Here is a 21,800-nt window from a genome sequence, read left to right as displayed (position 1 = left end):
GCCGCATGTCGCACGCTCCTAGTCAGATTCGCACTACAGAACCGGCCTTGGACGGCGAGTGGCCCGACCTGACGCAGGACGTCTCGTACGTCGGGGACGCGTGCGTGGTCCACGGGAGCGGCGACTTCGACTTCGCCGACCTGAGCGCGGTGCGCGGTCGCTTCCCCGGCCGGCACGTCACCCTCGACGGCGACGTGATCGCCGTGTGGCCGCCGGTCCGGCAGCAGTGAAGCGCGTCTCCTCTCCCCTGCCCCCGTTCCTGTCGCCGGCGCGCCGCCTGCGCCGCGACGACCACCTCCAGATCCTCGCCGAAAGGAAAGCAGCCCTATGACCAGTCGGGACACCACAGCGTTCGGCAGATCCCTCACTGCACTGGCGATCGCCGTCGGGCTCGGCCTGGGCGTCTCCGCCTGCTCGGGCGGAGGCCAGGACCAGGACCGTCCGGCGGCGGCCGCGTCGGAAGCAGACCGTGGCTCCGCCCCGCACGGGCAGCTGCAGACGGTCAGGCCTCTCGCCGAACTGCAGGGCCAGGGCGGCCTGTCCCTCGCGATCACGTCGGCCAAGCGGGACCCGGCCGGCTACATCACCGTGCGCGGCGATCTGAAGAACGACGCGTCCACCGTGACCGTGGTACCCGCGGAACTGCGCGGCGACGAGCTGAAGGAGCTCAGGACAGGCCCGTCGCTGGGCGGGGCGACCCTCGTCGACTTCGCCCACAAGAGGCGCTACTACGTGCTGCGCGATACGGAGGGGCGCCCCCTCACCACGACCGGCCTGTCCACGCTGGAGGCCGGCGAAAGCGCCCACGTCTTCATGCAGTTCCCCACGCCCCCGTCGAACACGGTCGGCTTCCAGCTGCCGCTGTTCGACACCGCGAACATCAAGATCGCCGAGTGAGGTGAGCGCCTGCATGGTCACCACCCGATCGCGGATCACCGCTCCGCTCCTCGCCCTCACCCTCGCGGCAAGCATCCTGGCAGGCGGGCCGACCGGGAGGGCTGCCGCTGCTGCCCTCCCGAGCGCGGCCGCCTCGGGCGCGCACGCACTGCTCGCCCTCGACTCGGGCAGCCCCGGCCTTGCGCTCCGCGCCGGCGCCACGCTCGCCCCCCCAAGATTCTCGACCTCGGTTCGCAGCCTGCCGGCATTGGAGAGGTTGTCGAGGACCAGGAAGGAGCCGAACGCCGCGAGGACACAGGAACGCAGGTGACGTTCGGCCTGCAGGCCGAGGTGCTCTTCACCAAGGACAGTGCCCGGCTGGGCAGTTCGGCACGGTCCCGTATCGCCTCCGTCGCCCGGGAGATCGAGCCGCAGCCAGGAACGGAGGTCCGGGTGTACGGCTTCACAGACGAGCTCGGTTCCTCTTCCCACGGCGACGCGCTCTCCCAGCAGCGGGCCGTTGCCGTCCAGAGGGCGCTGGCCCAGGAACTGCGCGGCACGGCGGTCACCTTCGACACGCACGGGTTCGGCGAGCGGCATCCTGTGGCCTCCAATGCCACCGAGGTCGGCCGCCAGCAGAATCGGCGAGTCGAGATTTCGTTCTACAACTCAGCGGGCAGGCAAGGTTCGTTCGACGATCCGAACGCTGCCTGACGGTATGCGGGTGCGACGGGCGAAGACACAGAACTACAAATCGACATCTGGTTTCGAAAGTGACCGGTTACGCCCCGAGTTGCGTGGGTCAACTCAAAGAACCTCCTGGGATGTTGACAGGCATATGCGTAATCTGGCGACTACACAGATGCATCACAGCAGCTTGATCCAGCCACGGAGCATGGGCTGCCACCTCCTGGCACCCTGCACACGACCATTGCGAACCGCGTTATACGGGGAGACAAGGTGACACGAGCATCACGACTCCGAACCGGGCTCGTCCCTGTTCGCATCCGCACGTACACAACCGCTCTGCTCGGCTTGAGTGTTCTGGCCGCGCTGTCCGGATGTGGCGGCGGTGACAGCTCGTCGCAGGACAAGCCCAAGGAGAACCAGACCGCCTCGGCTGTTCCGTCAACGACGACACCCGCGTCTGTGGATCCGGAGGATGCCGCCAAGCAGGACCTTCTGAGCGCCTACGGGCGCTACTGGGACGAGAAGGCCGACGCGTACTCCAAGGCGAGTATGGCGGGCACTGAGCTGGCTACCTATGCCAAGGGAGATGCTCTGGGCCTGGCGCAGAGCGACCTGAAGAACCTCAAGACGATGGGGCAGGTCACAGAGGGCAAACCGCGCATCGACCCGCAGGTCACGAGCCTGGACCTTAAGAAGAAGGTTCCCCTGGCGAAGATCACTGACTGTGTTGACGTCTCTACCTGGAAGGTCCTGAACGCCAAGACGCGCAGTGAAGTTGCTCTGCCGAAGGACCGTCGTACCAAGTACGTGAGCAAGGTGACCGCAGAGAAGTGGGGGAAGCAGTGGGTGATTCTGGACATCAAACCGGAAGACCGCGCATGCTGACCCGTATCGCGGGCGCCGTCGGCGCGGCGCTCTTACTGACGGCCACTGCGACGACGACGGCCGCAGCGGACCCCGACCCCAAGCCCTCGACCGGTGTCGGCGAATGCACACTCCTTGAGATCTGTGTGGGCGCCGGCACTAGCGGCACCTCGGGATCCAGGGGCGGCAAGCCTTCTGCGCCGGGAAAGGGCGGCGAGAAGCCGCAGGTACCGGGTCCGTGCATCGTGACCAAGATGGCCCCTCAGCCTCCTGCCGGGAGTTCCGTCTGGGAAGGGCACAAGCCGGGGGACGGCGCCATCTACACGCGGATCTGCCCGCTGGCCGTTGCCGCCGGCAACGCTACCGGCATGATGGGCCCGCCGGAGACGTTCTGGTCCGCAACTCCTCCCGCTGCCACCGTCGACCCAGCTCAGCTGGCACAGCAAGCGCTGGACAAGATGACGCTCCTGGGGCCGGACATCACCAGCCCGTCCGCAGCCGGCAAGTACCTCATTGGCATGCCCATGTGGATGTGGGTCCACGAGAGCGCCACCACCTATGGCCCGAACACCGCGAGTGCCTCGGCCGGCGGCGTGACGGTGACCGCGGTCGCCAAGGTCTCCCGCATCGACTGGAAGATGGGCGACGGCTCGACGGTCACGTGCAACGGCCCGGGCACGGCGTACCAGGCTTCCTACGGCAAGCAGGAGTCTCCGACCTGCGGCCACACGTACAGCAGCACCTCGGCCGCCCAGAAGGGCGGGAAGTTCACCGTGACCGCCACATCGACATGGACGGTGGACTGGCACGTGAACGGTGGCGGCGAGACAGGCCAACTCACCGCGACCAGGCAGTCCCAACAGCAGGTAGCGATCGGCGAGCTGCAGGTCGTCAGGTGAAGCCGCCGGAAGGATGGAGCGTTGAGTAAGACGACAGAGCGCACGGGCCCAGCAGCTTCGACCGGCATGCCCGCACCGGGACAGGCAGCCGGCCCCGTTGCGCCCCCACGGGTCTCGGCGCGCAGGCGCCGTCCACGCATGATCGCCTTGTCGCTGGCGCTGATCGCCGCCGGAGGCGCGGGCGTTGCGGTCCTGCTGCTGCAGGTGAGCCAGCGGACGCAGGTGGTGACCGTGGTCCGCGACGTCCAGGTCGGGCAGGTCCTCTCCAAGAACGACCTGGGCAAGGCCTCCATCGCCCTGGACCCGGCCGTCAAAGCGGTACGCGCGGACGACCTGGACTCGGTGGTGGGTAAGCGGGCCGCCGTGGAACTCAAGCCCGGTTCCCTCTTGGCACCGTCGCAGGTGACGAAGGACTCCCTGGTGAAGGCCGGCGAGCAGCTGGTGCCGATCGGGCTCAAGCCCGAACAGGTTCCGGCAACGGCGCTGGTGCCGGGCCAGAAGGTGGAACTGGTCCACGTCCCGGCCCAGGGGCAGGCGGACACGGGCAAGACGTCCGACGCCTCGCCGCAGACCCTCGACGGGCGGGTCGTGAAGGCATCCGGAGCCGCCCCCGGCACAGGAATTGTGGTCGTGGACGTCGCCACGTCTGCAGAGGACGGGCCCACGGCCGCCGCATGGGTGTCGGCGGGCACCCTGCGTCTGGTCCTCGCTGCCCCGGACGGTCACTGATGGCTGTCATCGCACTGGCAGGCTGCAGTGGCGCGCCCGGTGTGACCACGAGCGCGCTGGCCCTGCTGCTGTCGTGGCCGCTGGAGCCGGGCCGGCGGATGGTCCTGGCCGAGTGCGATCCGGACGGTGGGGCGGTGCTGCACGGGTTGTTGCAGGGCACGCTCGGCGACCGGTATGGGCTGCGCAACCTCTCGGTCGCCGCCCGCAAGGGCGAGTTCAGCGACGCTTTTTGGCGGCAGCTGATCGACCTCAGCAGCGACGAGGGTAAGACCGAGTCCCCGCGCGACCGGCTGCTGCTGCCTGGCCTCACCGACCCCGCACAGGCGGCGAGCCTGGGCTCGGTGTGGAAGATGCTCGCGCAGATGTTCCGCGGCATCGAGGCCGAGAGCGGCCACGACGTCCTCATCGACCTGGGCCGTCGAGGAGCCTACGGGCCCTCCGGAGTGCTGGCCGAACAGGCTGACGCCGTGTTCGTGGTGGTCCGCAACACCCTGCGCTGCCTGCAGGCAGCGGAGGGCCGGGTGCGCGCCCTGGAAGAGCGGGTCGGCGGTGTGAGCCTGCTGATGGTCAACGAAGGCCCGTATCCCGCTGGTGAGGTGCAGCGCGTGCTGCAGGTGCCGGTGATCGCCACCCTGCCGTACGCGCCGAAGGATGCCCGGGTGCTGTCCGACGGCGCCGAACAGCCCCGCCACTTCACCAGGTCGCCGCTGATGAAGGCCGCCCGCACGGGCAGCACGCTGCTTGTTCAGCGGGCCGCCATGCGCCGGGCCCGCCTCGATCCACGCAGCCTGCGCGCAGCAGGCGGGGAGGTGACCCATGCACGCTAGGCCCCTGCACCCCGACCCCACGGTGGCCCCGCTGCCCCAGCAGTGGGCGCAGCAGACCAACGGCACACCGCTGCCTGCCGGTGCCGCCTCGAGTCCGCAGGCGCTCGGCACGGCGGCTCCGCAGATCACCGTCGACTACCGGGTGGCCCGGGAGATTGCGTCCCAGGTCGCCAAGCAGCGCGAGGAACTGCTCAAGACCAAGCCCGACATGGACCGGGCCAGCGAGGAGCAGCGCTGCCTGAACTGGATCGCTGAGGCTGTCGCGCTGTGGTCGGACGCCCAGGCGATGACGCCGCAGGAAGACGAGGCGCTGCGCCGCGCCGTGTACGACCTGCTGTTTCGGGCGGGCCGGCTCCAGCCGTACCTGGACGATGACCGGGTCGAGGACATCATCATCCAGGGCCCTCACGAGGTATGGCTCGACTACGGCGACGGCGAACGCCGCCGGGTCGGCCCGATCGCCGACTCCGAGGAAGAACTGCTGGAGCTGCTGCGTGAGTTGGCCCGTGGTTCCGGGCACAGCGAGCGCACCATCTCCACCGCGAACCCTACATTGGCTCTGTCCCTGCAGGACGGCTCCCGCCTGCAGGCCATCACCGGGCTCGGACCGATGACCTACGCGGTCATCCGCCGGCACCGGGTCTCCCACGCGAACCTCGACGACCTCGTCCGGCTGGGCACCATCGACCCGATCCTGCGCGAGTTCCTCGGGGCGTGCGTGCGCGCCGAGAAGAACATCATGATCGCGGGGAAGCAGAAGGCGGGGAAGACCACGCTGCTGCGGGCGATGCTCAAGGAGTTCGACCCGGAGTGCCGGTTCGCGACCATTCAGACCGAGGACGAGCTGTTCGCCCACGCCAACGGCTACCACAAGCAGGTTGTTTCCCTCGTCGGCCGTGAGTCCAACGGGGAGAAGGACGTCACCGGGCGCAGCGCCGGCGAGGTCACGCTCCTGGATCTGATGCATCCGGCGCTGCGGATGTCACTGGAACGGATCGTGGTCGGCGAGGTTCGCGGCCCTGAGGTCGTCGCCATGATGCAGGCGCTGACCAACGGCTCCGGTGGCAACCTGTGCACCATTCACGCGCGTCGCCCGGACATCATCTTCGACCGGATCGCCGAGCTGTACGCGCTCGCCCAGGAGAACCTGTCCGAGCAGCTCGCCTACCGGCAGACCGCCAACGGTCTGGACTTCATCGTCTACGTCGACATGACGGACGAGACGCAGATCGGCGGCCGCCGCCACCGGTACGTCTCCCATGTCCTGGAACTGACTGGGATCGGCGAGAACGGCCGGCCTGCCACCAATGAGATCTTCTCCCCCGGCCGCGAGTTCGGTGAGCTGCGGGCGGTGCCGCGGATGGACCCGGGCTGCGTCGATGACCTGCGCCGCGTTGGTTTCGACTCGTCGCTGCTGCAGCAGTCGTATGGGGCCTGGCAGGCGCCGCTGCCGCTGAAGGTGGGGGTGAGCCGATGACGCTTTTGTTCGGGCTGCTGTGTGGGATGGCCGTGGTCGGCGGGCTGGTCGGTGTCGTGGCGGGGTTCGTGGGCACCACGGCGCCGCGCCGGGCCCCCCTGCACATGCGCTGGCAGGCGGCCCTGCGCGGTGGGAAGAACCAGAGTGAGGACACCCGCCTGCGGCGGCGAACCCTCCTGGCCGCGGCCGTCGTGGTGTTCGTGGCCGTGTGGCTGGTCTCGGGGAACTTCGTCGGCGGTGCGCTGCTGGGCGCGGCCGTCATCGGTGTGCCCTGGCTGATCACCCCGGCGCAGATGGCGCAGGAGCGCATCGGTCAGCTGGAGGGCTTAAGTGAGTGGACGCAGCGGCTGGCCGGTCTGCTGCGGCTGGGCATGGGGCTCGAGCAGGCGATGATCACCAGCCGTCAGGGGGCACCGGACGAACTTGCCCCGCAGATCATCAATCTGTCCGACCGGCTGCGCCTGGGGTGGCGGCCGGAGTTGGCGCTGCGCTCGTTCGCCGATGAACTGGACGATGTCACCTCGGACAAGGTGGTCGCCGCGCTCATCCTGTCGGTCAACGACCGCGGCCCGGGCCTGGCTCAGGCGCTGGAGGACCTTTCGGCCACCGTCCGCGAGGAGGTCGCCCGCAAGCGTGCCATCGAGGCGGACCGGGCCAAGCCCCGCACCACCGTGCGGTGGATGACCATCATCACCGTGGGAGTCGTGGTGGCCGGGTTCTTCGTGCCCAGCTACACGAAGCCGTACTCCACGCTCTTGGGGCAGCTCGTGCTCGCCTTCCTGACGGCCGGATTCGTCGGAGTGCTTGCCATGATGCGGCAGTTGGGCAACTTCCGCCGCATCCCCCGCTTCCTGGTCACCGACCCGACCAGCACCGTTCGCCTACCGGCGCCTGAGCCGGAGCCGGACCTGGCGGTCGTCGCCCGGGAGCCGAAAGGAGCTCCGTCGTGAACCTGCTCCCCGTTGTTGTGACCGGCGGCATGGTCGGTGCCGGCGTTGCGCTGCTGGTCCGGGAACTGCTGCAGCCGCAGCCCGCGCTGGGGCCTGCCCTCAAGCGCAGTGCCCCGGGAACGTTCACGATGCCCGAGCCGGAGCTGGACCGCGAGGAGGTGTGGGGCCGGTGGCTGCTGGCCCGCCTCGAGCGGCTTCCGGGCGTGCGGGTGCCCACCACGAACCTGGCCCTGCTCGGCCAGGGGCCGGGCCAGTTCATGTTGAAGAAGGTCGCGCTGGCCGCGCTGGGTCTGCTCTGCCCGGTGATTGCGACGATTCCGTGGATCATCGCGGGCGTGGGCCTGCCGTTCTACGTACCCGCCGGCGTCGGACTTCTTGTCGCGGCCCTGCTGTTCATCACGCCCGATCTTGCGGTGCGGGACCAGGCCAAGCGGGCCCGGGAGGAGTTCGCGCACGCGCTGTCCGCCTTCCTCGACCTGGTCGCGCTCAAGCGGGCCGCCGACGCCGGCCCCGCCGAGGCGCTGGAGAAGGCCGCCGAGGTCGGCGAGGGCTGGCCGTTCCTTTATCTGCAGGGCGCTCTGCGCCGGGCACGGCTGGAGAAGATCCCGCCGTATCAGGCACTCGCGGAGCTGTCTACCCAGTACGAACTGCCCGTCCTGGACGACGTCGCCGACATCATGCGCGGCTCGGCTACCGACGGCGCCGCCGTGTACAAGGCGCTGCGGGCCCGCACCGCCGCCCTCAACGCGGAACTGCTGGCGGATCAGTCCGCAGAGGCGAACGCGGCCAGCGAGAAGATGACCGCTCCCGGAGCCCTGCTCGCCGTCTTGGTCATGCTCTTGATGGCGTTCCCCGCGGTGATCCGCATGCTGACCGTCTGAGACCACTCCGACTCGTTCAACGCTCCAGAGAGGTAAGGAACATGAAGCACACTGCAGCCCGCACACGCCGTGCTGTGATCCGGCTGACCAGCCGCCCGCACACCGGCCCGAACAAGGCTCCCCGCCGACCCGCCCACGGCGGCAGGAGATCCCGCGTCATCGAGCGCGCCAACCGTGCAGCGATCCGGCTCAGCACGCGTCTGCACGAAGCCCTGGAGGAGGCCACCCGCCGACCGGACCGCGGCGACATCAGCACCACCACCGTCATCATCTGGGTCGCCGCCGTCACCGGCGCCGTCCTGATCGCCGGGACCATCGCCATCGTGATCGGCAAGTACAACGGCAAGCTCTCTGGACTGTGATGTCGCGTCCCGAGCGGCTCAAGGACTGGTGGCAGGGCCGAAGATGGCGCGACGACCGCGGTGACACTGCCATCCAGATGGCGATCATCTTCCCGTTCGTACTGCTCGCCACGGTTGCCGTCATCCAGGCCTCCATGTGGTACTACGCACGGCAGATCGCCCTGACCGCTGCCCGCGAGGGCCTCACCGCGGCCCGCGCCTACCAGTCGAGCCCCGCCGACGGTGCGGCCCAGGCACGCAACGTGCTGGGCCGCACCGCGGGTGACAGCCTGAGCGGCTACAGCGTCTCGGCCAGCAGCACCGGGCAGCGTGTGCGGGTCCAGGTGTCCGGCACCGCCATGTCGATGATCCCGGGCGTTTCGGGCCTTCATGTCACCCAGTCCGCGTCCGGCCCGGTGGAGAGATGGACCGTCCCGGGAGGGTGAACCACGTGCGAAACACGGCCCGGTGGGCTCGCAGGCTCCGCAGCGACGAGGGCAGCGCAGCGATTGAGGCTGCCATCGTCCTCCCTGCACTGATCATGTTCATCTGTATGGCCATCGCCGGCGGACGCATCGTCACCTCCGGCGCGAAGATCGACGCGGCAGCCGAGGACGCGGCACGGGAGGCCTCCATTCACCGCACCGCGGGGTCCGCGCAGAGCGCCGCGCAGGCGGCGGCCGCGCAGTCCCTGAACGACCAGGGCATCAAGTGCTCGTCCACCAGCGTCAACATCAACACGGGCGGCCTCAGCGTGCCGGTGGGGCAGGTAGGGACGGTCACCGCGACCGTGACCTGCACGGTCAACCTCTCCGACCTGCTGCTCCCTGGCGTGCCGGGAGCCAAGACACTCACGTCGACCGCCACCTCGGTAGTGGATCAGTACCGGCAGCGGGGGGACTGATGATCTTCCGCCAGAGGGGCCTGCGCCGAACGCTACGGGAGGACCGGGGAGGCGTCACCGTGTTCGTCGCCGTGTGCGTCATCGCGCTGATCGGGATCATCGGCGTCGCCGTCGACGGCGGCAGCAAAATGCGCGCCACAGAACGCGCCGACTACGTCGCCGGCGAAGCCGCGCGGGCCGGCGGGCAGGCCATCGATCCCGCCGACGCGATCAGCGGGAGGGCGATCGTCGTCGATCCGCAGGACGCACAGGCCGCAGCCCAGGCCTACTTGCGCTCCGCCGGCGCCACCGGCACGGTCAGCGTGTCCGGCGACGGCAAGACCCTCACCGTCGTCGTCACCAGCACGTACGACACGAAGTTTTTGTCGGTGGTTGGAATCGGCTCTCTGTCGGTGACCGGCCATGGCAAGGCCACCCTCCTGCATGGCGTCACCGCTCCCGAAGGAAACTGATGAGCACCACTCCCTCCCCCGCCGCAGCGGCCTGGCGCACCCTGGGCCGGCTCCTCAAAGCAGTCCTGAGTCTGCTGGTCCTGACCGCCGCTGTCGCCGGGCTGCCGCTGCTGCTGGCCTGGGCCACCCCGGTCATCTGGGCTGCCACCCACGACGACTTCACGCACCTGCTGGACCGGCAGGACACGGGTGCGGCGTTCCTGCTGCTGCTCGTCGCGGTGGGGTGGATCGGGTGGGCCCAGTTCGCTTTCTGCGCCGTGCGCGAGCTGATCGCGCAGGTGCGGGGCCGGACCTGGCACGCCCCGCGAGGGATGGGTGCCTCCCAGCGCGCCGCGGCTCTCCTGATCGGCAGCATCCTGGTGCTGCTGCCGACGAGTTCGGCTCTGGCTTCCGACGCCCAGGCCGCCCCAGCCACCACGGCGGCCCCCGTCTCGGGCAAGCCCCAGGCCCGGCAGGCCGCCGAGACCGAGCAGGCCTCCAGGTCCTCGGCGAGCACCGCGGCGTCCAGCACGTCGTACACGGTGCGTGAGACGCGGCCCGCGGAGAGCCTGTGGGGCATCGCTGAACGGGAGTTGGGCGATGGTGAGAGGTGGCGGGAGATCGCTGCCCTCAACGAGGGCCACACCATGGTCGACGGCACGACCTTCCGTGCGAACAGCTTTCTGCAGCCCGGCTGGCAGTTGGAGATGCCCGACACGTCAACTGGAGTGGGAGGCCTCCGCACCCAGTTGGGTGAGGCCGCGCCGGCTGCCGGCGAGAAGAGCGAGCACGTCGTCACGGTCCACTCGGGTGACTACCTTTCGAAGATCGCGGAGAAAGAACTCGGCGACGGCGACGAATGGCCCGAGCTGTTCAAGGCCAGCCGGGGCCAGGAGCAGCCCCACGGTCTGCCCGCGATCACCGACCCGAACGTCATCTATGCGGGGCAGCAGGTCACCGTGCCCGGCGCCCAGCCCGACCAGCCGTCCCAGGACCGTGACCAGGGTGATGATGCGGGCAGCCAGGAGACCACTCCCCCGACCAGCCAGAAGCCGGGCGCGGGCACCGACCAGCCGCCCGCGCCGAGCCAGACCACCACGCCCGCACCCCAGTCGTCGGCCCCCAGCGCACCGGCCAGCCGCCCTGCCGAGCAGCCCGGACAGGATCAGGCATCGCCGTCGGCAACGGCCTCTGCGACCCCGCAGCCCAGCGTCAGCGAGTCGCCCTCTGCCGCCTCCCCGCCGGCGTCGGCTGAAGCGTCCGGCCCCGCTGCTGCCTCCTCCCCCGCCGCCACGGCGTCCCAGACCCCGGCGACGGCTCCGGCCAGCAGCCCGCTGAACCTGCGCACCGTTCTCGGTGCCGGCGCGCTGCTGGCGGCCGCCATCACCGGTGCTCTCGCCCTGCGCCGTACGCTGCAGCGCCGCCGCCGCAAGCCCGGCGAGAAGATCGCCATCGCGTCGGAGACGTCCACGGCCGAGGCCCAGTTGGCAGCGGCCGCCGAGCCGGGCGGCGCTGACCGCCTGGACGTGGCACTGCGAACGCTCGCCCACCAGGCGGCCCAGGAGGAGGACGCCATCCTGCCGCCGCTGCGGGCTGCCCGGATCGGCACCCGCACGGTGGAGGTATTGCCCGAGGATCTCGCCCAGGACCCTGCGGCGCCCTTCGTGGCCGGGCAGGGCGGGTGGTGGGCCCTGCCCTCCGATGCCGTCCTCCTGGACGAAGAGCACGCCCGCGAGGTACCGGCACCGTATCCGGGGCTGGTCACGATCGGCAGCACCGAGACGGGCGACCTCCTGCTGCTCAACCTCGCGCAGCTGCCCGCGCTGCTGCTGGACGGCAACCCCGTCCACATCACCGAGGTGTGCACCTCGCTCGCCCTGGAACTCGGAATGAGCCCGTGGGCAAGCGAAGTCGAGGTCGTCACCGTGGGGTTCGGCGATGACCTGCCGCAGCTGCTGCCCACCGCGCGGATCGCCCACATGCGCCAAGCCGCGCACGCCCTGCGCGATCTGAGCGAACGGCTACTGGAAGCGCACCAGATCCCCGAAACCGAGCATCAGCCGTACCTGCTGCTGTGCGCTTCGTCTCTGGACGCGGACACGGCCTGGCAGTTCGCCGATGTCATCGACAAGTCGGGCACGGTCCCCGTCACCCTGATCGCCCCCGCGAGTACGGCAGCCGCGCACTTCCCCGAGGCGGAGATCCTCAACGCCTCCCTCAGGGATCCTCAGAACCTCGACTACGCCGGCGTCGACATCACGGTGCAGCGCCTGGAACACGCCGCGTACCTGCAGATCACCACGGCACTGAAGGTGTCCGGGCAGCCGTCCCACCCGGCTGAGGGACCCTGGCAGGGCGTCCCGGACGAGCTCGACCAGATGCAGCAGCGTGAGCAGACCGCTCCGAAGGAGCCCATCGCGTCCGCGGCCACCGCAGCCCCGAACGTCTCGCTGCCGGCTCCATCGGATGCGGGCAGCGAGATGTTCCCGGCCCTGCTGGCCGCTAGCGCCGACCCGTCCGGACTTCGACTCCTGCCCACCGCCACGACCGCATCTCCGGCTGGCGACGACCCCGCCACAAGCACTGAAGCAGTGCCCCCGCCCCCGGCTCCAATACCGCCAACCGCCGCGGAGACCAGCGCCAGTGGCGAGGACGCGGAGGCCGACGACCACGAGGCCTCGCTCGAGGAGGGGAAGGTGCCGGAGGCGGAGGACTGCGAAGCGCATGACCTGCACGCGCCGGAAATCAGGGTGCTGGGCCCGCTCGAGGTGACCGGCGTGGACAGCACCGGCCACGGCCCGCGGATGGCACAGCTCGCCGCACTGCTGTTCTTCCGGCCCGGCCGGAGCGCGGACGTGCTCTGCTCTGACATGGATCCCGTCAGCCCCTGGTCCTCAAGCACCCTCAACGCCCGCTTGCAGGGCCTGCGCCGCTCTCTGGGCAACGACCCCGCAGGCAACCCCTACGTGCCGCGCCGCAGTTCCGGTGACGACCCGTACCAACTCGCACCCGGGGTGCGCTGCGACTGGAGCCGCTTCCTGCAGCTCGTCGAACGCGCTCTTCCGTTGGGTCCCTCAGGCCTGACCGATCTGGAGAAAGCGCTCACTCTCGTACGCGGCCGGCCGTTCGGGGGCAAAGCCCTGCCCTGGGCAGAGCCCTACCAGCAGGAAATGGTCACACGCATCATCGACGTAGCGCACACAGTAGCCACCTACCGCACGCCTGCCGGACCGCACCACGACCTCAGCGCCGCCCGCCAGGCCGTCGCGACCGGTCTCGACGTCGACGACACCGCGGAGCTGCTGTATCGGGGCTGGCTCCGCATCGAGTACGCGGCCGGAAACCGGCAGGGGCTGCACACGGCCATCTCCCGCGTCCAGCAGGTCAACCGGGCACTCGACTGCTCCCTGGAGACGGAGACCACGCAACTCATCAACGAGCTCCTCAACGACTCGGGCGCGGCAGTGCACACGGCTCTATAGAGGACGGGCGTGCAGTGTGCACTACCCATTGCGGGTGACGTCCCGGGCCGGTAGCTCGCACCTCGACGCAGACAACCGACTCACCCCCGCTCGAGCGGGGGTGAGCCGAAACTTTGCCGCAGGGCGGTGGTCATTTCGATCTGTTCCCCGCGCGAGCGGGGGTGAGCCGATCTTCGTGAGCGGCCCCGGGGCGAGGACTGCGTGTTCCCCGCGCCAGCGGGGGTGAGCCCGGCCTGATCCGGCACTGAGCCGGCCCCTGAGCGTGTTCCCCGCGCGAGTGGGTGGTGACTCGGCTGCCGCTGGCAGCTCCCGAGCCGACGCAGGCGCCTTCGGCGGTGGTGTAGGCGAAAACGTCGGCCAGGGCACTGTCCGCAATCATGTGGAGTGATTGCGCCGCAATCACTCCACATAGGAGCACCTGGCTCACATCCAGTGCAGAAGCGGCTCAGAAATGTTGGGCGGGACAGCACTCACAGCAGAGGCCCTTCGTGTAAGGACCGAACCCCGTGCCCTCTACCTATCCGAGACTCTTAACAACACCATTTGGGCAAGGCACTAGCCAGGACCCAGAGGGCCAGGCCCTGACCAAGTTCGATGGCGCGATCCGCGCCGCGAAGGTGGAGGAGCGGAGGGATACACGACCCGGTCGACGGCGCCACTCGTTCCGACATGCTCAAGGGTCGTGGAGTGCAGCATCGAGTTCCGGTAAGGCGATTGCGGTGAGGGTGCGCCGGGGTCGATGCGCAGTGCTCGCACGAGTCCCCCTGATCGGTCTGGTCGGGGTGCGCATTGCACAGGTGCGTGGTACCACAGGCCGCCTGCGGGGTGCGCAAACCCTGCGCAGTGATCATTTCGGATGCGCAATGGGTGCTTGATCAGGCGTTTTACATGGCGCATCCTGCGGGAGGCTGTCGGGGATCCCGTCCACAACCGGCCCCACTACAGCTACTGCTGGGCCTCGGCGTGATGCCGGGTGAGCACATTCCAGCGCCGCTCGAACTCTTCCGCCTGCTCGGCGATCTGGGCTGGTGCGATCGGCTTGTTGTACTGGCCTGTGATTCCGCGGGCTGCGCATTCCTGCGCAACTGCGTCGGCCGAGGGTACATCGGTGCGCACGCGGTGCTCGGCCCATACGTTGTAGGTGCGGAACTGGAGAGGGTAGCGGCGCAGGGTGGACGGGCTGACGGGCTTTCGTCCGCGGCCGAACATGCCCTTCTCCGCCAGGAAGGCCGACAGCGCATCGGCTCCCGGTTCGCCGCCGTGCTGAGCCTGATATTCCATCCACGCGAGGTAGTAGCGGTCGACGACTGTGAGGTCGGCTCCTTCGACAGCGTCCTGCGGCGAAGGCTGCTCGTCGACCTTGGCGTCGATCCTCGGGCTGCGCTGCCCCTCGGCAGCATGAGCGCCGACGGCTGCGGCCCATTGCTCAGTCTCCTGATCCGGCAGGGGCTCGTCCTCCGGATGCTTGCTGGGATCAGTGCTCGCTTCGTCCTCAGCAGGCACGGCAGAGTTCGAGCTGTCAATGCCGTACTCGCGCGCCTGGAATTCGGCGACGTACTCCTGCACCTCGGCCGCGGTGACTGGCTGACCTGTGGCGCCCGTGATGCGGTCGCGCTGGTAGACGTATTGGGCGAGGGCGGCCGCATCCGGTGAGGAGCCATGCTCGTGGGCGTATGTAAGCCATGCGTTGTAGAAGTAGTCGCCCCAGGTCAGTTCATCGTCAGCGGTTTGGGCCCCCTCCATTCCATGCTGAACGCTGGCTGAAGGGGAGTAGTGCTGTGAGCTGCGCTGCTTAAGCACCTTCAGCAGTGGCACCAGTTGCTCGTCAGGCAGTGGCCCGCCTGACGCGGTGGCGATGCTGTACTGGTCCTGGAGCCAAAGTGCGAACTGTGCGCTCGTGGGCTCGAATCCGAAGGCAGTAAGCCAGGCCTGGTAGGCGTTGGCAAGGGCTCGGTCATCGCCATCGCCTTCCACCTCCAAGTCATGCGACCGGCCAGGATCGACAGGTGGCGCCTGGTTCGTCGGCTGGGGCTCATCATCGCTCAGCTTCGCAGGATCTTTCTCGCGCTCGGCGGCGGTCTCGAGTTCAGGGCTCTGTCGCTGTGCCGGTACCGACGTCCGCTCGACGGTGAGGTTGATGGGCGGCTCGTCGATGCCGGCTGCGGCAAGGCCGGCCGAGGCCGTCTCCGCCAGAGGCACCCCGTATCGGGCCAGGCGAAGCGGCATCAGTGACTCCACCGGGGCCTTCCGTCGCCAGGCTCGGCCGAAGCGAGAGCGGAGGCTGGCCTGGTAGACGAGGCGTTCCTGCTCCAGTTTGATCACCTGCTCGTAGGAGCGCAGCTCCCACAGCTTCATACGGCGCCACAGCAGGAAGGTCGGGACCGGGGAGAGCAGCCAGCGGGTGAGACGGACGCCCTCCATGTGCTTGTCAGCGGTGATGTCGGCGATTCTGCCGACCGCGTGCCGGGCCGCCTCGACCGCCACCACGAACAGGACCGGCATCACCGCGTGCATGCCCACGCCCAGCGGGTCCGGCCAGGCGGCGGCACCGTTGAACGCGATCGTGGCCGCCGTCAGCAGCCACGCCGTCTGACGCAGCAACGGGAAGGGGATGCGGATCCAGGTCAGGAGCAGATCCAGGGCCAGCAGGACACAGATGCCCGCGTCGATGCCGACCGGGAACACATATGAGAAGTTCCCGAAGCCCTTCTTGAGGGCCAGCTCACGGACGGCCGCGTACGAACCGGCGAAGCCGATACCGGCGATGATCACTGCACCGGTGACGACCACGCCGATCAGGATCCGGTGGGCTCGGGTCAGTACGGGCCGTGCGCCGTTCCCCGCCGCAGTCACGTCTCTTGCCACTCCCATGCCGCGTCACTTGTATGAGCAGGTCTCAGACTTGCATGTCGTGAGCCCCCTTGAGACGGCTTGAGGTGTGCTGGCAGCAAATCGTCGACGAAAAGTGATCAGATGGGCTTGCCCTGGCATTGGCTGTCGGGATGAAACCTGCAAGATCATATAGGCGATATGGTCATCTGCGTACAGATGGAACTTTCCTCACCTTCCCCGCAAGTTAGGTCGCCTCGGGCCGCCTGCTTGGGAGTGATTGCGACGCAATCACTCCCAAGCAGCATCGACTCACTTCGTCAGCCCGATAAGCTCGCCCCCGCGTCAGTCACAGCACCATACGGAGAAGCCCATGCCTCACAAACCCGGCCTCAAGCGCGACCTCGCCGCCGAAAGAGCCGCACGTAAGGCCGCCACCCAGCAGGCCCGTCTCGTGCCGCAGGGACTACCGACGGTGCGCCCCGACCAGCTGATGCCCAGCCCCGAGAATGGGCGTAAAAAGCTCCTGAAGATCGACGAACTGGCCGACACCCTACGGACAGACGGCATGAACACCGCCATGACCGTCATCCCGCCAGACGTCTACGTTGAGCTCTATCCCCAGCACAAGGAGGCGGTTGAAGCACGAGTCGCGGAAGGGATCCTCTTCGTCGTCCATCACGGCCATCGACGACTGGCCGCCGCCTTGAAGGCCGGACTGACGGAAGTGCCGATCCTGGTCCGCCGCGACGTACCGAGCCTGCGCATCGCCGCTATCCAGGAGAACCTCCAACGCATGGGTCTCAATCCCATCGAGGAGGCCGTCGAGTTCCAGGAAGCCCTTGACGAGAAGGATGAGGCAGGAAAGCAGCTTTCTCAGCGCGAACTCGCCAAGCGCGTCGGCTGCTCCCAGACCTACGTCTCTCACCGCGTCGCTCTGCTCCGCCTTATTCCTGAACTGCAGCAAGCGGTCGTCGACCACTGGCTCAAGGAGCAGCAGCTCCTGGACTCCGCAGAGAGCCCGGATAGTGCAGGGGCACGTCTGATGCTGCCCGTTCGTGAGGCAGCAACTGTCTATGCTCGTCTGCGAACCGACCTGCAGGAAGCCTTCGTGCGTGGACAGCTGAGCACGGCGCAGGCTGCGGCAGTCAGCAAGCTTCCGACCGGGCAACAGGCCATCCCTACGGACGAGCCTGCTGATGATTGCGCCGCAATCACCGCAACGGAACTGACGCCTGCAGCCCTGCCAGAGCCGCGGGCCAGCGAGCCTGTGCAGGACACAGCAGCGGCGGCGGAGCCCGACTCCCGACCGACCTCACCAAAGCGCCCAGCACCTCAGCGCACAGCGGAGACGCCAACGAGTTCTGCGCCCGCCTCACAGGCCGAGGCTGCAGATACTTCTGTAGCGACTGCAGAGGAACCGCGCGGGGTGATCGTCGTGCGGAGTATTGAGGAGCTGGCTCTCAGCATCATGGACCTCCTGGACGAGTCAGAGATCGAGGAGTTGAAGGCACTGCTCGCGCCCTGACACCTCTCCCCTAGTCGCCCCACCGGCTTAGAACGGTGGGGCGACTAGTTTTTGCGGTACCTCGCCCTGTAACCTGCGCCCCGGTATCGCATCGTCTTCGGGGTCTACCGCCGAAGCATGGCGTCGACCTTGGAAGGTCCCCTGATTGCGGCGCAATCAACTCCCGCCATCGAGACCACTACCTCGGGCAGCAACGTCAGAGGCTGGACCACCGCACAGCGTTGGGCCAAGCCCATCTGCGTTTGCGGGCCCGGTGACATATCGCGCGCGAACTTTCACTGGCCAAGTGATTGCGCCGCAATCATTCGTGGAGGCTCACTCATGACTTCGTCCCGTAACCGCACCACCGCTGAGACAGCGAATCGAATCGCCCGCGTCCTTGCCCTCACAAACCAGAGCGGCGGCGCCGGAAAGACAACATCCGCAGTCAACATCGGAGCCTGCGCAGCCGACCTCGGCTTCACCACACTCGTGATCGACGCCGACGCACAGTGCGACGCATCCGCTGCCCTCGGCTACGACACCCCCGATGACATCCCCAACCAGGCCAATCTCTACGACGTCCTCACCGGAGCCGCCAAGCTCGAGGAAGCCGTCGCGCAGGCAATGGCCGGCCCCTACGGTGAGGACGGCACGAAGCCCATCCCTAATCTCTTCGTCGTACTCGGCTCCAGCTCGCTCGAAGAGGCAGAGCAACTGCTTGCGCCGAAGACCGGCCGAGAGTTCTGGCTCAAAGCACAACTCGACCGCATCCGCGACACCTACGACCTGATTTTGATCGACTGCCCGGGCAACCTCGGTCTGATTGTCGTCAACGCAATCGTCGCAGCAGATGACGTGGTGGCGTGCGTCAAGCCGGGATGGAAGGAACTGCGCGCCCTGACCCGCATGGAAGCGAAGATCGAAGAGATCAGTGAGACGTTCTCCGCGATGGGGGCGCGCGCAGAGCTGGCAAACATCCTCATCGTCGACTGCCCGACCACCCGCAACCAGGGTGCCGTTTACGACGATAGCCAGCAGCAGGCCAAGGAAGCATACGAGGAGCTCGTTCTCCCCACGGTCCGCAGGAGCCCGCGAATCCCTGAGGCCTACGCAGCTCAGAAGGTGCTGCGCTTCTACGACCCGGTGACGGAGAACCCGTCGAAGCTCAAGCAGGAGACCGCCCTGTCCGCCACCGACGACTACTACCTTGTGACACAGGCTCTGGGGTTCAGCCGAAGGTCAGCCTGATTGCGAGGCAATCACCTGCATCACCTAAACACCGATGGCCTTGTCCCACTCAGCCGAGCGACAAGGCCGTCAGTATGAGAACCAAGCCTTCAGCGCTCGTGACTGCTCTGGTGAACAGCCAGCGCGTCGGGCGCCGAATGCGCCGCTCACAGGCGGCCTCCGCGTCGACGGGGGCTACGGCTGGGATGGGGGAGTGGTCGCTCGGCAGCGCCGTTCCGCGCTCGAATCAGTGAGCTAGAAGGTCTGTCGCTGCCGCGTGGGCACGTCTCGCTTCCCAGTCGAGACAGCCGCCTTGCTGTCCATTTGATGCTCAGGAGGTCACGGTCGACGGCATCGAGCTGGACAACTGGAATCTTGGAGACGCCTCCCACGCTGAAGCCGCATGGGAGGCAAGCTGCTATCCGTGGACAACGAGTCGAACGGGACCGACTCAGATCAACGCGCGCAATGAACGAAGTCATCCAGCACGCGGCTTTGAAGAGACTGGTGTCCTATGGCATACACCCGGCAAGGATGGGCCAAGACAACAGCCAGGGGAAGGAGCAATCGTTAGGGTCACGTCGACCGTCGACGAGGACTATTGGTGTAACGGGTTAGTCATAAGTCCCAATTAAGCGGCTGCGGCGTGGGTACGGTCGGGGTGCCGATTCGGCGGTAGCCGGATCGGACGGTGGGGCTTCGGCAGCCTCGGGTCGGCAGCACGGACGGGGACACCATGGAGGGTGACTGGGTTGACTTCCGGCGCGCGGACTTTCACGGCCCAGCCTAAGGCAAGGGCGTTCAGAACAACTTCTACGCGACATCTCGCCGACCCGCTTCGTGGCCACATCAGGTCGGAACTATCCCCCCGCAAGCCGGCTGCTTCCAGGGTCGCCCAGAGCTGGATCTCCTCACCGCGGCGCTCACTGACGGCGGAGCTGCGGTCGTTGCCCAGAGCGCACCTGCAGGCGTGGTGGTGGGCCTGGGCGGGGTGGGCAAGACCCAGCTTGCCGCTCACTACGCCCGCATGGCCTGGCAGGCGGGGGAGCTGGACGTGCTGGTATGGATCACCGCCACCACCGCCGCCGGCATCATCAACGGCTACGCAAAGGCAGCTGCCGAACTACTCGGTGCCGCTGCATCCGACGATCCTGAACTGGCTGCCGCCACGTTCTTGGCCTGGTTAGAACCCAAGGCCGGACAGCGCACTTGCCGCTGGCTGGTAGTGCTGGACGACGTGACCGACCCAGTAGATCTGAACACGCTGTGGCCCTCAGTTGGCCCCACAGGCCGAACCCTCGTCACGACCCGCCGTCAGGAGGCAGCTCTCATCACCGGCCGCCGTCTCATCCCGATCGGCGTCTTCACCCCTGCGGAGTCGCTCGCTTACCTCAGTGGTGCCCTTGTCACCAACCCGCAAACGACCGAGCATCTCGCCGACCTGGCGGAGGATCTCGGGGACCTGCCCCTGGCGCTGTCGCAAGCCGCGGCCTATCTCACCGACACTGGCACCAGCGTGGCTGGCTTCCGTCAGCTGCTAGCCGACCACGCCACCAGGCTGCGTGATGCGACACCTGACACCCTGCCCGATGGACAACCGCTGGCCGTAGCCGCTACTTGGTCTCTGTCCATTGAACACGCCAACACTCTGCGGCCGACCGGACTAGCCCGCCCCATGCTGCAGCTAGCCGCCTTTCTTAACCCGAACGGCATTCCGGAAGCGGTCCTGACAAGCCCCCCAGCCCGTGCCTTCCTGGCCCGCCAACGTTCGGCCCCCGACTCCCAGCCATTGACTGGCTCATCTGTTGGCATGCTGGAGGACTATGAAGAGGTGACACACCGGGAGGCGCGAACAGCCCTGAGCGCCTTGCGCCGGCTCAGCCTTGTCGAGCACACTCCCAACGTCCCGCACCTCGCGGTCCGGGTCCACCAGCTTGTCCAGCGCTCGGTGCGTGACGCTCTTACCCCCGATCAGCGAGATGACGCCGCACGCGCCGCCGCGGACGCTTTAACCGCTGCCTGGCCCGACGTCGAGAGCGATGTGGCTCTGGCCCAGGCGCTGCGTGTTAACGCCACCGCCCTCGCCAACCTGGCGGGAGACGCTCTGTACCAGCCGGACGCGCACGCGGTGCTGTACCGAACCGGAAGTAGCCTCGGCGAGGCCGGCCAGCTCAGCGCCGCCCGAAACCACTTCCGGCACGTCGCCAAGACCAGCGCCACACTCCTCGGCTCCGACCACCTCGACACCCTCACTGCCCGAGGCAATCTTGCCCGCTGGCAAGGCGAGGCCGGCGATGCGGCAGGAGCTGCCAAAGCAACCACCGACCTGCTGGAACGCATTGTCCAAGTACTCGGCCAAGACCACCCGCACACCCTCACCACCCGCAGCAACCTCGCCCGCTGGCAAGGGGAAGCCGGAGACGCAGCAGGAGCCGCCGAAGCAACCGCCCAACTAGTCGACGACCGCATCCGAGTCCTGGGCGAAGACCACCCCCAAACCCTCACCACCCGCAGCAACCACGCCTACTGGCTGGGACAGGCAGGCAACGCGCCTGAGGCCGCCGACGCCTACACCGACCTTCTGGAACGCTTTGTCCAAGTACTCGGCCAAGACCACCCGCACACCCTCACCACCCGCAGCAACCTCGCCCGCTGGCAAGGGGAAGCCGGAGACGCAGCAGGAGCCGCCGAAGCAACCGCCCAACTACTCGAGGACCGCATCCGAGTCCTGGGCGAAGACCACCCCCAAACCCTCACCACCCGCAGCAACCTCGCCCGCTGGCGAGGGGAAGCCGGAGACGCAGCAGGAGCCGCCGAAGCAACCGCCCAACTACTCGAGGACCGCATCCGAGTCCTGGGCGAAGACCACCCCCAAACCCTTAC

General features: G+C 67.9%; 18 protein-coding genes and 1 pseudogene. 18 read left to right on the top strand and 1 reads right to left on the bottom strand.

Going from position 1 to position 21,800, the window contains the following annotated elements; all coding sequences use genetic code 11:
* Nucleotides 1-47 precede the first annotated feature (47 nt).
* The 15 genes from ACIBBH_RS38435 (at nt 48) to ACIBBH_RS38365 (ending at nt 13,351) form a co-directional block, all read left to right on the top strand.
* Nucleotides 48-230 carry a hypothetical protein gene (locus ACIBBH_RS38435; RefSeq protein WP_399412969.1) on the top strand — a complete coding sequence of 61 codons (183 nt, stop codon included), beginning with the start codon at nt 48-50 and terminating at the stop codon, nt 228-230.
* 97 nt (nt 231-327) lie between these two features.
* Nucleotides 328-897 carry a hypothetical protein gene (locus ACIBBH_RS38430; RefSeq protein ID WP_399412967.1) on the top strand — a complete coding sequence of 190 codons (570 nt, stop codon included), beginning with the start codon at nt 328-330 and terminating at the stop codon, nt 895-897.
* A 306-nt stretch (nt 898-1,203) separates the two neighbouring features.
* The gene (locus ACIBBH_RS38425; RefSeq protein WP_399412965.1) at nt 1,204-1,590 is read left to right on the top strand and encodes an OmpA family protein; all 387 of its coding nucleotides are present in this window, start codon (nt 1,204-1,206) and stop codon (nt 1,588-1,590) included.
* Nucleotides 1,591-1,911: 321 nt separating this feature from the next.
* Nucleotides 1,912-2,451 carry a hypothetical protein gene (locus ACIBBH_RS38420; RefSeq protein WP_399412964.1) on the top strand — a complete coding sequence of 180 codons (540 nt, stop codon included), beginning with the start codon at nt 1,912-1,914 and terminating at the stop codon, nt 2,449-2,451.
* Nucleotides 2,452-2,684: 233 nt separating this feature from the next.
* Nucleotides 2,685-3,329, top strand: coding sequence for an ATP/GTP-binding protein (locus ACIBBH_RS38415; protein ID WP_399412962.1), 645 nt, complete (start codon nt 2,685-2,687; stop codon nt 3,327-3,329).
* A 138-nt stretch (nt 3,330-3,467) separates the two neighbouring features.
* Nucleotides 3,468-4,058 carry an SAF domain-containing protein gene (locus ACIBBH_RS38410; protein WP_399412960.1) on the top strand — a complete coding sequence of 197 codons (591 nt, stop codon included), beginning with the start codon at nt 3,468-3,470 and terminating at the stop codon, nt 4,056-4,058.
* The gene (locus ACIBBH_RS38405) at nt 4,058-4,885 is read left to right on the top strand and encodes a hypothetical protein (protein ID WP_399412958.1); all 828 of its coding nucleotides are present in this window, start codon (nt 4,058-4,060) and stop codon (nt 4,883-4,885) included. The genes ACIBBH_RS38410 and ACIBBH_RS38405 overlap by 1 nt, the downstream gene beginning before the upstream one ends.
* A complete protein-coding gene (locus tag ACIBBH_RS38400; protein ID WP_399412956.1) occupies nt 4,875-6,362 on the top strand; it encodes a CpaF family protein in 1,488 nt (495 codons plus the stop codon). Before ACIBBH_RS38405 ends, ACIBBH_RS38400 begins: the two co-directional genes overlap by 11 nt.
* Nucleotides 6,359-7,312 (top strand): type II secretion system F family protein, encoded by a 954-nt coding sequence (locus ACIBBH_RS38395; protein WP_399412954.1) that lies wholly within the window; start codon nt 6,359-6,361, stop codon nt 7,310-7,312. Before ACIBBH_RS38400 ends, ACIBBH_RS38395 begins: the two co-directional genes overlap by 4 nt.
* The gene (locus tag ACIBBH_RS38390; protein WP_399412952.1) at nt 7,309-8,193 is read left to right on the top strand and encodes a type II secretion system F family protein; all 885 of its coding nucleotides are present in this window, start codon (nt 7,309-7,311) and stop codon (nt 8,191-8,193) included. The genes ACIBBH_RS38395 and ACIBBH_RS38390 overlap by 4 nt, the downstream gene beginning before the upstream one ends.
* Nucleotides 8,194-8,234: 41 nt before the next feature.
* Nucleotides 8,235-8,555 (top strand): hypothetical protein, encoded by a 321-nt coding sequence (locus ACIBBH_RS38385; RefSeq protein ID WP_399412950.1) that lies wholly within the window; start codon nt 8,235-8,237, stop codon nt 8,553-8,555.
* Entirely contained in the window at nt 8,555-8,980 is a 426-nt protein-coding gene (locus tag ACIBBH_RS38380; RefSeq protein ID WP_399412948.1) for a TadE/TadG family type IV pilus assembly protein, read from the top strand. The genes ACIBBH_RS38385 and ACIBBH_RS38380 overlap by 1 nt, the downstream gene beginning before the upstream one ends.
* A complete protein-coding gene (locus ACIBBH_RS38375; protein ID WP_399412946.1) occupies nt 8,959-9,438 on the top strand; it encodes a TadE/TadG family type IV pilus assembly protein in 480 nt (159 codons plus the stop codon). Before ACIBBH_RS38380 ends, ACIBBH_RS38375 begins: the two co-directional genes overlap by 22 nt.
* Nucleotides 9,438-9,890: a TadE/TadG family type IV pilus assembly protein gene (locus tag ACIBBH_RS38370; protein WP_399412944.1), complete on the top strand. Its 453-nt coding sequence runs from the start codon at nt 9,438-9,440 to the stop codon at nt 9,888-9,890. Before ACIBBH_RS38375 ends, ACIBBH_RS38370 begins: the two co-directional genes overlap by 1 nt.
* Complete coding sequence (locus ACIBBH_RS38365) at nt 9,890-13,351, top strand: hypothetical protein (RefSeq protein WP_399412942.1); 3,462 nt, start codon at nt 9,890-9,892, stop codon at nt 13,349-13,351. Before ACIBBH_RS38370 ends, ACIBBH_RS38365 begins: the two co-directional genes overlap by 1 nt.
* 2,148 nt (nt 13,352-15,499) lie before the next feature.
* On the opposite strand, the pseudogene ACIBBH_RS38360 reads toward ACIBBH_RS38365, so the two are convergent.
* A pseudogene (locus tag ACIBBH_RS38360) lies at nt 15,500-16,222 on the bottom strand (DUF2637 domain-containing protein); the annotation flags it as partial.
* 331 nt (nt 16,223-16,553) lie between these two features.
* Here ACIBBH_RS38360 and ACIBBH_RS38355 point away from each other — a divergent pair.
* From ACIBBH_RS38355 to ACIBBH_RS38345, 3 genes are all read left to right on the top strand, one after another.
* Nucleotides 16,554-17,708 (top strand): ParB/RepB/Spo0J family partition protein, encoded by a 1,155-nt coding sequence (locus ACIBBH_RS38355; protein ID WP_399412940.1) that lies wholly within the window; start codon nt 16,554-16,556, stop codon nt 17,706-17,708.
* A 321-nt stretch (nt 17,709-18,029) separates the two neighbouring features.
* Nucleotides 18,030-18,938 (top strand): ParA family protein, encoded by a 909-nt coding sequence (locus tag ACIBBH_RS38350; protein WP_399412938.1) that lies wholly within the window; start codon nt 18,030-18,032, stop codon nt 18,936-18,938.
* Between the two features lie 949 nt (nt 18,939-19,887).
* On the top strand, nt 19,888-21,800 hold a 1,913-nt coding region (locus ACIBBH_RS38345; protein WP_399412936.1), incomplete at its 3' end, for a tetratricopeptide repeat protein.

It is taken from the genome of Streptomyces sp. NPDC051636 (genome assembly GCF_044453765.1).
Taxonomy (GTDB): domain Bacteria; phylum Actinomycetota; class Actinomycetes; order Streptomycetales; family Streptomycetaceae; genus Streptomyces.
The sequence above is the reverse complement of the archived record's forward strand: the minus strand, read 5'-3'. Positions and strand labels throughout refer to the sequence as shown.